This is a genomic window from Vibrio celticus (assembly GCF_024347335.1).
Lineage (GTDB): Bacteria > Pseudomonadota > Gammaproteobacteria > Enterobacterales > Vibrionaceae > Vibrio > Vibrio celticus.
Genome location: NZ_AP025463.1, coordinates 3331243 through 3345669, shown reverse-complemented (window position 1 = coordinate 3345669; position 14427 = coordinate 3331243). Strand labels below are relative to the sequence as shown.

Sequence of the window (14427 nt, the reverse complement as noted above, 5' to 3'; positions counted from 1 at the left end):
AACTCAACATTTTCTTATAGATTTCCAAACGCCCCTCCAAAATAGATAAGCATATTGTTTTATATTTTCTATTGCAGTATTTTTACTTATAAGTACAATGTGCGATAAATTCCTAATGATGATTTATATGCTTTGATTAACAACCATACCGTCGATTTTAAAAAGGCTTTCTTAGGCCTGACCGCCAGTTTTTTAGTAGTTTTGAGCTTGTTGCTCGTTGATTCAGCGGAAGAATCAGATAAGCAGTATGGAATGGAAAACCAAGGCGTGACACGCTCTTTAGCGGAGCTCACACAGATCATAAATGCGCTTGAGTACAACATCACTGCGCTTTATCCACTGCATGGGGATACCTACGTATTCTCGCATGACAAAAAGATCGAGGGTGAGACGTGTTACTTCACCAGTGAGGAGCAACATGCCCCTCGTTTTGATTTTATGTTCTCTGGCCCTCGCGAGATGTGCAACCCGAAATCGGACCTTTATACCGAAGCGGGTAAGCGCCTGTTCATCGCGCCGACCATGGCTTATTTTGCCAATACCATCGATACCATTTCTGCGATTTACTTCATTTCAAAAGAGAAATTCATTATCTCTTCGCCTTCTGATTTTGCCAGTTACATCAAGGGCGACACCTTTGATTCGGTTGTGAATAGCAGGCCTTATTGGGTGAATACGATTCGCTTTGGCTTAGCTCAAGGGCAAGACCAAGTGGTGTATACCGGCCAATATGATGACTACCTGACAGGTCAGAAAGTGGTGACCTTAACCAAAGGAATCTACGTTAATGGTGAGTTTAAAGGGGTGTTGGGTGTCGATGGCTATGTCTCTAACCTAGTCTCAAACCCTACCCATGGCTACAAAGTCACCAGTACGCGAGGCGCAAACAAATATGGGTTTATGGACTTTACTTATTCCAAACCTCTGTATGTTGATGACATTGACACCCAGTTATATCTGAGTATTGAAGAAGACAAGAGCGAGCACTTTCTGCATATCTTGGAAATGGAGAAGATTCAGCTTTCGATACTGTTGGTTTTGTATCTGCTCTCGGTTTTATGGCTATGGCGCTTCTATACAAGACAAGAGCACCAGCGTCTAAATGAGCTAGCAATGCGCGACCCATTAACGGGCTTGCTGAATCGACGTGGTTTTGAGGCTCGATTACTGGCGCAAGATGAAGAGCCGATTATTGGTGTTGGCGTGTTTGATATCGATGATTTCAAAGTCGTTAATGATCAGCATGGCCATAAAGTGGGGGACGAGGTGATTTGCCATGTTGCTCGCTTGATGCTGAACAGCGTTAGACAGCAAGATATCGTGGCGCGGTTTGGTGGCGAAGAGTTTGTTGTCGCGATTACGGGTGAATCGTCTGAGTTGCTTTCATCGATCTTTGAGCGAATTCAAAACGACATTAGCCTACAGAGTTATCGATGCCCTACGGGTGACAAGATTAGTATCTCAGTGTCTGGTGGCGCGACGCTCTACTCTCTTTATAAGTTCGACAGCGTCGGGCACTTGTGGGAAAACCAAAGCATTCGCTCCTCGGATGAGCAGCTTTATAAGGCAAAGGCTGCAGGTAAGAATCAGGTGTGTATTCAGGTGTATTAAGTTCTCCCAAAATAATGCGAAGCCTAATCGTTTGACTAGGCTTCTTTGTATCATTGGCATTACCACTAAGGCTATCAAGTGCTGCGCTATTTCTTCACGCGCCCTTTTCTCATCCACTTTTGGTGAACGCCACGACGCAGGCTTTGGAAGCTGTTTTCCACCTTATCGACACCAAGCAGAATCACGAGCGCCATTAGCGTGATAATGACCGATTGCGAAAGGTGACCAAGTGCGATCATCATACCTAATGCAGCGAGTACCCAGATAATCGCGGCTGAAGTCACGCCATGAATCTTTCCATCCAGAGTCATCATTACCCCAGCGCCAAGGAAACCTACCCCAGTAATGATCTGACCAAGCACACGAGCTTGATCTAGCGTGTTAGGGGAAAGGCTAATCGCCATCGTAAGGAAGAAATAGGTACCACTGATGATCAGAATCGATGTTCTGATCCCTACCGGTTTACCGCGTGTTTGTCGCTCGATACCGATTAACGAACCACACAGCATGCATACTGCAAGACCTGCCCAGCTAAAGGGGGCAAGGTTGAGAGTTTGTTCTATAAATTGTGTCATATCACCCCTCCTAAAAATTTAGAATAGAGCCGAGTATGCTAATAATAGACCGGACGATCGAACAAAAACTTTTTGTCTTAACGATTGATAAAGATTACTTAAAACCTAGCAGCCGTCTGTTGTTAAGGTGAAGACTGGTGTCGTGGTCTCTGTCGCTTCTTGGTACTCAAGATAGCAGTTTTCATCTACCTTTTTGCGACTTGCTGGAGCGTAGATGATTTTTCCATCTGCGTGATTACTATTCGTAAAATACCAATCTGCATTACCCACGCCCCATTCTGCATCCAGAAACGTGGATTCGATTAGCATTGACCAAGCGTCACTGTTGATTGCCGCCGGGTAGCCATAGACAACTGAGATATCGTCGCCCTCAACATTCACTGACGCACTAGCAGCTTTATCTAAGCCTAATGCCGATGTCTTACCATAAAGCATAGCACTTGCGCCCTCCATTCCGCCTTTAAGGCCGTTTAATGTCGAGATACGAGCATCGGTTTGAAGGTTGAGGAACTTAGAAGCTGCAGTGACCGACACAATACTTAGAATCACGATCACCACGACCAGCTCGATGATGGTGAAACCTCTTGAGCTGAACCTAAGCGCTGGTTGAGATGTGGTTGCTGGTGGAGCAACTGAGGTATTGTGTTTCATTGATACAACTTCTCTATTCAATGTGTAGGTCGAGCGGTGTCTTGCTGCTGCGTCCGCCAATCTCACGGGTTAACTTAGGTACTAGGTAGCCAGAAACCTCAGAGATTAATCCTTTAAAGTGATGCTTCGCCTCTTCATCTGAAATATAGAAGTGCGCTGCGCCCTGAACCTTATCAAGTACATGCATATAGTAAGGTAAAATACCGGCGTCGAATAGCTTTTCGCTTAATTCTTTCAATGAGTTAGCGCTGTTGTTTACGCCTTTAAGCATCACGCCTTGGTTGAGCAGAGTAGCACCACTTAACTTAAGCTTGTGGAAGGCTTGTTTGAGCTCTAGGTTGATTTCGTTAGCATGGTTAATGTGGCTGACCATCACCACATTAAGGCGAGTTTGAGCTAGCAATTGGCACAGTTCATCCGTTACTCGAGCGGGAATCACAACTGGTAATCGGCTATGAATTCGAACGGTTTTTACATGTGGAATTTGTTCAATAGAATGAATCAGCCACTCGAGTTCGCTGTCTTTCGCCATCAGTGGATCGCCTCCCGACAAGATAACTTCGTTGATCTCTGGGTGAGCCGCCACATAGTCGAGGCTGGTTTGCCACACAGACTTCGAGCCCTTGTTATCTTGATAAGGGAAGTGACGACGGAAGCAGTAGCGGCAGTTAATCGCACAGCCGCCTTTCACAATCATCAGTGCACGATTTTTGTATTTGTGCAGTAAGCCCGGAATTGCGTTTTCTTGTTCTTCCAGTGGATCAGCGGAATAGCCTTGGTGTACCTCAAACTCTTCGCTTAGCGGTAAAACCTGTCGTAGCAATGGATCGTGTGGGTTGCCTTTTTCCATTCGTTCGACAAAGCTAAGAGGTACCCGAAGTGCAAATAACTCACGAGCAGCGAAGCCTGCTTGCCACGGTGTTGGGTCTATTTCCAATGCCTCAAGCAGTTTTGTCGGGTCAGAGATCGCATTCGATAGTTGTTTGAGCCAGTTTTGCTCAACAGATTCGACTTTTCGGGTTATGATATGCGGCATTGAAATTAACTCAAAGATGTGGAAGAGAAAATCATGGCGTCAGTAAGCACCAATGAATTCAAAGGCGGTTTAAAATTCATGATGGATAACGAGCCTTGCTCAATTATCGACAATGAATACGTTAAGCCAGGTAAAGGCCAAGCGTTTAACCGTGTTAAACTTCGTAAACTGCTGTCAGGCAAAGTGTTAGAGAAAACATTTAAGTCAGGCGATACAGTAGAACTAGCGGACGTTGTAGACGTTGAACTAGGCTACCTATACAGCGATGGCGAATTCTACCACTTCATGAACAATGAAACATTCGAGCAAATCGCTGCTGACGTAAAAGCAGTTGGCGAAACAGCTAAATGGTTAGTTGAAAACGACGTATGTACTCTAACGTTGTGGAATGATAACCCTATCACAGTAACTCCACCAAACTTTGTTGAGATCGCAGTAACAGAAACCGATCCTGGCCTTAAAGGCGACACACAAGGTACTGGCGGTAAGCCTGCAACTCTAGCAACAGGCGCGGTAGTTCGCGTACCTCTATTCATCGCTATCGGTGAAGTTGTTAAAGTTGATACTCGTACTGGCGAATACGTTGGTCGTGTGAAGTAATTTACTTCAAGTATCTGAAAAAGGTCGCTTAGGCGGCCTTTTTTTGTGCCTTAAGAACAGATGCGCGTAAACGAGATGCGGGATACGAAGAGCTGGAAAATCAAGAGTGAGTAAGCCAGATGCGATTCACCTTGGTTACAAGGCTACATTATGTGACTAGTGTCATATTTTGGTTGTATTCTGGATGAAAATCAAAAATTTTATCTAACTTATAGATTTACAAGGTGTTGTTGGCGTTTATATATCGCAACAAAAATCTCTCAATTCAATATGTGACTGTTTAATATTGATTTTGTGAATGTGAGTGGTGGGAAGGGAAGCTGATTACAATATTGTTAGAATGAGTAGAGTCTACTAGCTTTATACGCGATGTTATTAAGCAACTACGTGGATATTAATATGAGACTTAATGCAATTACGTTGGCTCTTGGTTTGGTTAGTATCGTCGGGCTTTCAGGATGTGATGACGATGATACAACCGTGTCAACCACGACTCCGAGTGAGACTCCCTCGACTCCCAGCTCCCCAGCTGAAACGACTAAATACAGTGTGACTGCAATTGATGGTTATTTACGTCATGCTCGAATTTGGTTAGACCTTAACGGTAACTACGTCTTAGACGACGGTGAGCCTAATGCTATTTCTGGTGATGGCGGAGTTGCAGATTTAGACGTCACCGATGTCGACAACCCTGAACAGTACCCTGTCGTTGTGCAAGCGATCTCCGGGCAGACGATTGATGAAGATGAACCTGATGTTACGGTGTCTGACGACTATATTATGTCAGCCCCTCCAGGTGAAAAAGATGTCACCCCTTTGAGTACGCTAGTTCACGTATTGATCGAGCAAAACACTACAGATTCTGACGATGCTGCTGCGGTTGAAGCAGCAAAGCAAGCTGCCATTCAGCAAGTCGCTGATCAGCTAGGCTTAGATGAAGATGAAATCTTAGGTGATTTTGTTGAGTCAGGTGTTGAGGCTGCCGCTTATGCCGCTGAAAACTTGGTTGATTCAAATGTTTTGCCTTCATCTCCTCAAGAGTTGCAAGAAGTTGCTGAAAGTGAAGATAAAGGGACTAAGTTTATCTCTGTGACTGCATCTGTGAATAATGAAATCAAAAAGAAAATTGAAGAAGTTGCAGGTGATAGCGATAAGACATTTGATAATGTTGGTGGTGCGACAGAGGGTGTCGATTTTTCTAATGACACAGATGATGACGGCGTCCCCAATGACTTAGATGACTTTCCGAATGATCCCGATGAAAGCCTGGACTCCGATGGTGATGAGATTGGTAATAATGCCGACCTAAATGATGATACGGTGGACGGAGAAGATGACATCTATCCTGATGTCAATGATGCGTTTCCAACGGATCGTTCTCGTGCTGGTGACCATGATTCGGATGGGGTAGACAGTATTGATGATGTCTTCCCACAAGATCCAACTGAGTGGGCTGATAATGACTCTGATGGCTATGGTGACAATCAAGATGTATTTGATAATGACCCAACCGAATGGGCAGATACGGACGGTGATGGTGTTGGTAATAATGCCGATGAATTCCCAACCGATGCGACCGAATGGGCAGATACGGATGATGATGGCTTAGGCGATAACGAGGATGACCCGTATCCAAACGATACGGATAACGACAGTTACAACAATGATGTTGATGAATTCCCAACCGATGCGACCGAATGGGTCGATGTGGACGGTGATGGCGTTGGTAATAATGCCGATGTTCATCCAGAGGATGGAAATAAGTCAATTGCTGATGTTGTGGCCAATGTTAGTGCAACTGATGTAGCAGTTTTAAACATAACAGATCGCGATATCATTACACTGGATATTGAGGTCGAAGAAATGGTTGAGACACTGAATAGCGGAGAGATTGTTACCACCATAACTACTCAATATATCACTGCTGATGACGTGGTATATGGCACGACACAAAGTGTCGATCACCTGTTAAATGATGACTTTACTCGTATCCAGACCTTTGCGTACGACTATAACCTCGATGGTACTGCACGTTACGAAGGCATGTCTCTTGAAATTGGTACTAGAACCGAAACAAGCGAGACGTATTGGCGCTATATCGATGAGGGTGATGCATCTCTTGAGGGCGGTTTCGGCGGTAATGGTCGTGTCTATGAACAAGGCGTAGCCTTAACATCTAGAGTTCACCCAAATGACTTATCTCAAATAGATACAATACATAGTGTATCAGTGGAATTTGAGGACGTCGCAGAGGGCGTTCAAGCGGTCGAAACGTTAACCGAATACACGGTAAATGGCTTTGATATCGACGATGTTCAAACCCATCAAGCTCAATGGGCTCAGACTTTAACCACTGTAACGCAGGATTACGTGCAGAGTTTCGTGGAGTCTAAGCAGGACTGGGGTGCAGACGGTTACATCAATGTTGAACTTCGATTTAATAATATCCCTGATGGTAGCTATGTCTACGAATATTCGACACCAATATGGGCAAACCCACAAGATGGTGAATTCCATGAGTACGCAGACTTTAACTTTAATGATGGCAAATGGGACGATCTCACAGCGTACTGGAATTACTACCGCAAAGAGGTACTGATTAATGGTGATGTTCTTGAAAGTGGAGAGCGTACGGTTCTAGACGAGGAGACGAATACTCAACTTATTGTCGATAGTGATCCAAAAAATACTTTGTTCAATGAATGGAATGCAGTGTCTCGCTCTGTTAGTGATGTGGAAGAAAATAAACACATAGAGTGGCAGCACTACCCATTAACTGATTATTCATTTACGACTGACACAGATAACGTCGGACAGGCCTATCGCGTTTACCAGAAACAATCTAATGGCCTTTGGGTTGCTACCTCATTTGATGAGTGGGGAACACAAGCTGTTGTGGATCTACCACAACAGGTAGAGGATGCCCGTGTTGCTGGCACAGAGTTGGAGCTTATTGATGACCAAATCATTCCAGGCCTGAGCCGATACGCTACGCTGTTACCTACAAGCAGTTTCCAATACGATGACAATGGGGCAATTCAATGGCACGTCGTAACACAAGACTATCTGTTCACTGATACTGGTATTCCAACACTGGTTACACTGGATCTTGGTGATAGTGGTGTGGTTCCTGGTTCGTTTACCGGAGTGAATGATGTTGATATGGTGCTTATGGTTCCGGTCGTCGATAATCCTTGGTCTTGGTACGATGCCTACTATCGTAGGGGCATAGATACATGGGGCATGGATCTAACGGAGGAAGCGTTTAGTTGGAACAATAGCCTAGGAATGTTCTTTTTAGACGAGACAGCAGCTCAAGACTATCTTACACAGGTTCTAAACCAAGATAGTGACGACGATGGCTTTAAAGACTACGAGGATGCTTTCCCTAATGATCCAAATGAATGGGATGATAGTGATGGTGACTATGTTGGCGACAATAGCGATGCCTTCCCTTATGACTCATTAGAGTGGGCGGATTCTGATAGTGATGGTTTAGGCGATAACCATGAGAATGCAACCGAAGGTTTAGATCCGAATAATGCTGATTCAGATGAAGACGGCGTTTATGACGGTGAAGACCTTTATCCAACCGACCCAAATAAGTGGACTATTACCGCCCAAGAGTTTGCGGAGCAAGAGGGGACTCTTTACGGATTCTTCAGCGATAGGAGCGAACTATCGTTCGTAGATATTCTGTTTAAAGAAACCTTGAGCTATGGCGGCGATGCGTTAGCCCTTACGGAACTCATACAGTACCGTGGTGATCAATCTTTTATCTCGCTACCGCTTGAAGCTGAGGGGGACGTACAGCTCACTGAAAATGGCTGGCAAGTTCCGGCAGGTTATACGATAGATTTCTCTGGTGAGCATGTCATTGCTTATCCAGAAGACAATTCCAGTTTCTATTATTCAGTAGAATCTGAGGTGGTAAACCTATCGGATATGGCATTGTATGAAGTCTACTTTGAGTGGTTCGACTTCATGGAAGAGGCGAGGTTCGCTGAAGGCTCACAAGCGGTAATGTTTACCTTCTCTCCAGCCGTAAACCAGTACTTCCTATGGGAGGGTGGTAGTCCGTACGTGAGGTTCTCTGACGTCGGTTATGATACGGATGGTAGCTCTATTACAAGTCTGGACGACATTATTGTGTCGCAGTCGGTCGGTGAGTCGGTTTCCACAGATCTTACTACCTCTGTTGGCCTCTATCTAGACTTTGATATCGAGTTAGTGAGTGATGGCACGGCGCATTATTACTTCTTTGATTGGGACGCAGGAACGGCAAGTCGCGTCGCTACTGCGGATTACTTACGTTACACATTACACGGTGAAGATATCGTCGAATTTACCGTACCGGTCGAGGCTATGCCCTACATGGGAGAGGGGGATACGCCTACCATGATCTTTAGTATGTACAATGGTGAACTTACGGTAGGTGAGATTGAGGCGCCAAGTGCTGAACCATCGGACGATACTATGTACGCTTTCAATGGTATTGCCGCACAGTCTATAGACGATGGTTTAGTGTTGAGCGATTACCTATTTACCTGTTACTTGGGTGATAGCGATGATCAGTCAAGCCCAATCATGGCTGACTATGAGCTTGCGATTGCGGATTGTGGCGGTCGAACTCACATTACCAATGAAATGGTCGAGGGTCTAAACTTCCAACGCGTTAAAGGCAATGGAAATACTCGTGACTACTTGTTCAATGCTGATGGCACAGTGCATGTATTGAAGGGAGAGGGCGGTAACTATACTGACGATTGGGTCATAGAAGATGGCTTGGTTAAGATCAGCTATTCTGATGAATCGGAGAGCTTCACGACTTACTGGGCACTGTTAGATTCGTTGGATGATACGTGGTCAATCAAGTTCTATGAGAACGAAGTTGTGGACGGTCAATCAAGTAGCTATATCTGGATGGATACTATTGTTCAACAAGATCGTCCGATTGTGCTTGAAGAGTGCTACATCGGTGATGCAGAACCTGTTGAGGGGCAACCTATCCCGAGTATGAGTGACTACGAAACTGCAATTGCACTTTGTGGTGGTCGTAGCGATATCACGACTGAAATGATAGAGGACTTGAACTTCCAGCGAGTGAAAGGTGATGGTAATACACGTGATTACTTGTTCAATGCTGATGGTACTGTACATGTATTGAAGAGTGAGGGTGGTGACTATATCGATGACTGGGCCATAGAAGATGGCTTTATTAAGGTTAGTTATTCTGATGAATCGGAGAGCTTCACGACTTACTGGGCGTTATTAGAGTCAATGGAGCAAACTTGGTCAATTAAGTTCTTCGAGGAAGAAACGTTAGGCGGTGTGACTGAAAGTTGGATATGGGCAGATACCGTGGTGCAACAAGATAGAAACGCTCTGCAGTTTGACCCGACTAACTTGGTATTGATGGAGTACGATGGTAACACCCTCTTTTTCCATGATAACGGCAGTATGAGCTATATTGGCAATGATGGCACTGAGACCTATGGGAACAGTTGGATGAAAACTTCAGCTAATACCATGATGATAACTTATGAAGATACCTCAACCGAGCAATGGGTACTTTTATCACAAACTGATGATGAATTAACTATCTCTAGGGATGGTTCAGAGGAGGTGTTTACAAATGTTACCTACGAGGGAACAGTAACGGTCTGTGAGGATGGTGATTCACCATGGGATGATTTTACGGACCAACCCTCTGACTTTGGCACTCGTTCGGACTATGACAGCGCAGTCGCCAACTGTACCGTTGGTGGTGCTCAGTTTATAGAGTCTGATTTCACAGGTAATGGCAGTGAAAGTTCTCGTTGGGAGCTCATCGATCTTTGGGAGATAAATGGCACCGTCATGGCTGTAGTTGAAGAACAGGTTGTGTTCCATAGTAACGGTACTGGCTACTTTGACGATGATGAGGGATTGTTCGGGTTCGATTGGGTGATTTTGAATGGTGAGGTGACCTTAACCATAACCGAAGAGGAATTTATAGGAGCCAAAGACATCTGGAATAAGGTTGATCAAGATGGAGAGTATATTACGACTAAATCCTTCTGGAGCGATCCAACCTGGAGCAACCCTGCGCCGGCAGAGGGAGAAGCTGAGATATTCTCGGGTGTGATGCGATTTGTGGGGTTTGAATCGCCGTAACGCATATAGACTTATCATCTAGCATAGAATAAACGCCTAGGGTCAAACCTAGGCGTTTTCTATTTAACTGTTAAATCATAAAAATGAAGATAATAGACAGTGCGCTGATTAGGCCTGCAACGAAGTAGCAACCCACTTTACCCGCAACGCCGACGTGGAACTTAAGGTCGTGCATGCCGTGGTGAAGACGGTGCATTGCATGCCACATTGGCAGTGCTAGCGTACCGATGATGAATAGCGCACCGATAATGCTGGTGGCAAACTCAGACACACGCTCGTAGCTCATTGCGTCCGCATCGATAATGCCCATTGGCACTAAGATACCCAGCACTAAGATCGTGATTGGTGTGATCATCGCGAACCAAGTACCGCCAGCGCCGAATAGGCCCCACCAGATTGGTTCATCAGAGCGTTGTGGATTGTGGTTAACAGGTTTTACTTTGTAATTTGTGTTCATAACGAAAGCTCCTTAAACCACAACAAGAACGATTAAAGAAATAAAAGCCACCGCTGCCCACTGGGTCAGTACGATGATTCTTTTATCAACCAATTTGCCTTTAAGACGGATTGGCATTACTTGAGGCATCATGCTGAAGAAGGTCTGAGCGTGCAGCAAGCTGCCTAGCAGTGCCACGATGTTGATACCAACGACGATAGGGTTGGCCATAAAGCTTAACCAACCAGCCCAAGCTTCAGGGCCTTTCACTAGTGCACCCAAACCGAAGGTTAGGAACAGAGTGAATAGAATCAAAGGCAGTACAGTCGCTTCACGTAGCATGTAGAAGCGGTAGAACGGATGGTTGCTCCACCATGTTCTCTTCATCTCACGAACATAAGGCTTACGATTGCTCATATTATGCCTCCTCTGCTGTTTTTACTTGCGATCCGTCTGGCTTGAACATCGAGATAACGAAGTCCATTGAAGACTCAACTTTACCTTGGTTCACTGCCGCTGCTGGGTCTACTTTCTTCGGACATACGTCAGAACAGTAACCTACAAACGTACAGCCCCAAGCGCCATTGTCGCCATTGATAAGCTTCATACGCTCAGCTTTACCATTGTCACGGCTATCTAGGTTATAGCGGTGAGCAAGAGCAAGTGCCGCAGGGCCGATGAACTCAGGGTTTAGACCAAACTGAGGACACGCTGCGTAACACAAACCACAGTTGATGCAGCCAGCGAACTGTTTGTACTTCGCCATTTGCTCTGGAGTTTGGATGTTAGTGCCGTCTTCTGGCTTACGGTCGTTACCAATGATGTAAGGCTTGATTGCTTCAAGGCGTTCGATGAACGGCGTCATGTCGACAATCAAATCTTTTTCGATTGGGAAGTTAGCCAAAGGCTCAATCTTGAAGCCATTCGGGTAGTCACGTAAGAAGCTCTTACACGCCAGTTTTGGCACGCCATCAACCATGATGCCGCAAGAACCACAAATCGCCATACGACAAGACCAACGGTAAGACAGGTCTTTATCTAGGTTGTCTTTGATGTAACCGATCGCATCAAGTACTGACATGGTTTCATCAAATGGCACTTCAAAGGTTTGAAAGTGAGGTTCTGCATCGTGCTCAGGATCATAACGCAGGATTTCAATTTTCTGGATTCGATTCGCTGACATTATGCTTGCTCCTCTTCGCTCTTCTTAGCATTCTCTTCTGCTGCTTTTTCAGCGGCAGCGGCTTTCTCTGCAGCTTCACCGTACAGACGAGCTTTAGGTTGAGATTTAGTAATCTTAACGCCGCTGTAGTCGATGGTTGGTGCTGCATCTTCGTTGTAGAAAGAGAGAGAGTGTTTCAGGAAGTTCACGTCATCACGTTCTGTGCAGTTGTCGTCTAGACGTTGGTGTGCACCGCGAGACTCTTTACGAAGGATCGCTGAGTGAACCATCGCTTCTGCAACTTCAAGGCCGTAACCCACTTCGATAGCGTAAAGTAGGTCTGTGTTGAACACTTTGCCTTTGTCTTTAATGCTGATCTTCTTGTAGCGCGCTTTCAGTTCAGTGATTTTGTCGATGGTCTTTTGCATCAAGTCTTCTTGACGGTAGATACCACAACCCGCTTCCATGGTGTGACCCATTTCAGTACGGATATCAGCCCAGTTCTCATCACCTTCTTGGTTTAGTAGACCGGCGATGCGATCTTCAACCGCTTTAACTTGCTTAGCGATAGACTCTTCATTCCAGCCTTTGAATTCAGCTGCACGTTTCACGGCTTCTTCACCGGCTACGCGACCAAATACCACGAACTCAGCTAGAGAGTTAGAACCTAGGCGGTTTGCACCGTGTAGGCCAACAGAAGCACATTCACCAACAGCGAATAGGCCTTTAATGCGAGTTTCACAGGTACCGTTAGTTTCAATACCACCCATGGTGTAGTGAACGGTCGGGCGAATCGGGATTGGCTCTTTTGCTGGGTCGACGTTTACGTACGCTTTTGCAAGCTCACAGATGAACGGAAGACGCTCTTGCAGGTACTCTTCACCAAGGTGGCGAAGGTCAAGGTGTACGACATCACCAAGTGGGTGCTTGATGGTGTTGCCTTTCTGCTGCTCGTGCCAGAATGCTTGAGAAACTTTGTCACGAGGACCCAGTTCCATGTATTTGTTTTTCGGCTCGCCCACTGGAGTTTCAGGGCCCATGCCGTAATCTTGCAGGTAACGGTAGCCGTTCTTGTTGACGATGATACCGCCTTCACCACGACAACCTTCGGTCATCAAGATGCCAGTGCCCGGTAGGCCTGTTGGGTGGTATTGAACGAACTCCATATCACGCAGTGGTACACCGTGGCGATAAGCCATTGCCATACCGTCGCCAGTTACGATGCCGCCGTTGGTATTACAGTGGTAAACACGACCTGCGCCACCGGTTGCTAGAACAACAGATTTTGCTTTGATGGTAACAAGCTCACCTTCAGACATGTGAATCGCGATTAGGCCTTGTACTTCGCCATCTTCAACGAGCAAATCCACCACAAAGTACTCATCAAATCGTTTGATTGTGTCGTACTTCATCGAAGTCTGGAACAGAGTATGAAGCATGTGGAAGCCGGTTTTATCCGCTGCGAACCACGTTCTCTCTACCTTCATACCGCCGAATCGGCGTACGTTTACTTCACCGTTTTCTTTACGACTCCATGGGCAGCCCCATTGTTCCATTTGGATCATTTCGCGAGTCGAGTTTTCAACAAAGTATTCAACAACATCCTGTTCACATAGCCAGTCGCCACCACCAACAGTATCGTTGAAGTGGTTATCTAAGCTATCTTCGTCTTTAATTACTGCTGCTGAACCGCCTTCTGCCGCTACCGTGTGCGAACGCATTGGGTAAACTTTAGAAATCAGTGCTACTTCCAGTTCAGGATTAGCTTCAGCCGCAGCAATAGCTGTACGAAGACCAGCGCCGCCTGCGCCGATGACTGCGATATCTGTGGTAATTGTCTTCACAGTTATTCTCCAGTGTGATGCGGAGTATTCCGCTTGTAATTATAAAAAGCCTATTTAGGAGGTTCTAAATCGTAGGAACCATTTAGCGCCCCTAAGCCTTAAGTGGTAGGTTCAGTGTAAGAGAGGAAGGTATTCGAAAAGTTGATGCATTTGGGTTTTTAGGTCGGTAATGCATATGGAGGCATAGAAATTATAGGTTATGTGACTGCAATCACGGCAATGAATTGTTGATAACGATTAACCCACAGTACGGGTGTTAACGGCTTGTTGAGTATGATTTTTGTTATCAATGTTGATGTGAAAGCTGTATTGATAATTGTATTGTAGAACGTAATTTTCTGGCTTCATTAAAACAA

The 14427-nt window shown here is 45.5% G+C and carries 10 protein-coding genes; 3 read left to right on the top strand and 7 right to left on the bottom strand.

Going from position 1 to position 14427, the window contains the following annotated elements; genetic code table 11:
- The first annotated feature begins 132 nt into the window (after positions 1 to 132).
- Positions 133 to 1611: a sensor domain-containing diguanylate cyclase gene (locus OCV19_RS14965; RefSeq protein WP_065677183.1), complete on the top strand. Its 1479-nt coding sequence runs from the start codon at positions 133 to 135 to the stop codon at positions 1609 to 1611.
- 86 nt (positions 1612 to 1697) lie between these two features.
- Here OCV19_RS14965 and OCV19_RS14960 read toward each other — a convergent pair whose 3' ends face one another.
- The 3 genes from OCV19_RS14960 to epmB all read right to left on the bottom strand — a co-directional run bounded on the left by OCV19_RS14960 (position 1698) and on the right by epmB (position 3873).
- Positions 1698 to 2186: an MgtC/SapB family protein gene (locus OCV19_RS14960; RefSeq protein WP_048607785.1), complete on the bottom strand. Its 489-nt coding sequence runs from the start codon at positions 2184 to 2186 to the stop codon at positions 1698 to 1700.
- Between the two features lie 105 nt (positions 2187 to 2291).
- Positions 2292 to 2837, bottom strand: coding sequence for a prepilin-type N-terminal cleavage/methylation domain-containing protein (locus tag OCV19_RS14955; RefSeq protein WP_065677184.1), 546 nt, complete (start codon positions 2835 to 2837; stop codon positions 2292 to 2294).
- 13 nt (positions 2838 to 2850) lie between these two features.
- Positions 2851 to 3873, bottom strand: a complete 1023-nt coding sequence (gene epmB, locus OCV19_RS14950; protein WP_065677185.1) for an EF-P beta-lysylation protein EpmB — start codon at positions 3871 to 3873, stop codon at positions 2851 to 2853.
- A 33-nt stretch (positions 3874 to 3906) separates the two neighbouring features.
- Between epmB and efp the strand changes: the two genes are divergently transcribed.
- Positions 3907 to 4473: an elongation factor P gene (gene efp / locus OCV19_RS14945; protein ID WP_065677186.1), complete on the top strand. Its 567-nt coding sequence runs from the start codon at positions 3907 to 3909 to the stop codon at positions 4471 to 4473.
- Between the two features lie 399 nt (positions 4474 to 4872).
- Positions 4873 to 10629: a hypothetical protein gene (locus OCV19_RS14940; RefSeq protein WP_240508222.1), complete on the top strand. Its 5757-nt coding sequence runs from the start codon at positions 4873 to 4875 to the stop codon at positions 10627 to 10629.
- Between the two features lie 70 nt (positions 10630 to 10699).
- Here OCV19_RS14940 and frdD read toward each other — a convergent pair whose 3' ends face one another.
- Genes frdD through frdA form a run of 4 tightly spaced genes read right to left on the bottom strand, consistent with a single transcriptional unit; the run spans position 10700 to position 14071 of the window.
- Positions 10700 to 11086 (bottom strand): fumarate reductase subunit FrdD, encoded by a 387-nt coding sequence (gene frdD, locus OCV19_RS14935; RefSeq protein WP_065677187.1) that lies wholly within the window; start codon positions 11084 to 11086, stop codon positions 10700 to 10702.
- A 12-nt stretch (positions 11087 to 11098) separates the two neighbouring features.
- Positions 11099 to 11482 carry a fumarate reductase subunit FrdC gene (frdC, locus tag OCV19_RS14930; protein ID WP_048607793.1) on the bottom strand — a complete coding sequence of 128 codons (384 nt, stop codon included), beginning with the start codon at positions 11480 to 11482 and terminating at the stop codon, positions 11099 to 11101.
- 1 nt (position 11483) lies between these two features.
- Entirely contained in the window at positions 11484 to 12248 is a 765-nt protein-coding gene (locus OCV19_RS14925) for a succinate dehydrogenase/fumarate reductase iron-sulfur subunit (protein ID WP_009847917.1), read from the bottom strand.
- On the bottom strand, positions 12248 to 14071 hold the full coding sequence (frdA, locus tag OCV19_RS14920; RefSeq protein ID WP_065677188.1) for a fumarate reductase (quinol) flavoprotein subunit: 1824 nt from the start codon (positions 14069 to 14071) through the stop codon (positions 12248 to 12250). The genes OCV19_RS14925 and frdA overlap by 1 nt, the downstream gene beginning before the upstream one ends.
- Positions 14072 to 14427: the final 356 nt, after the last annotated feature.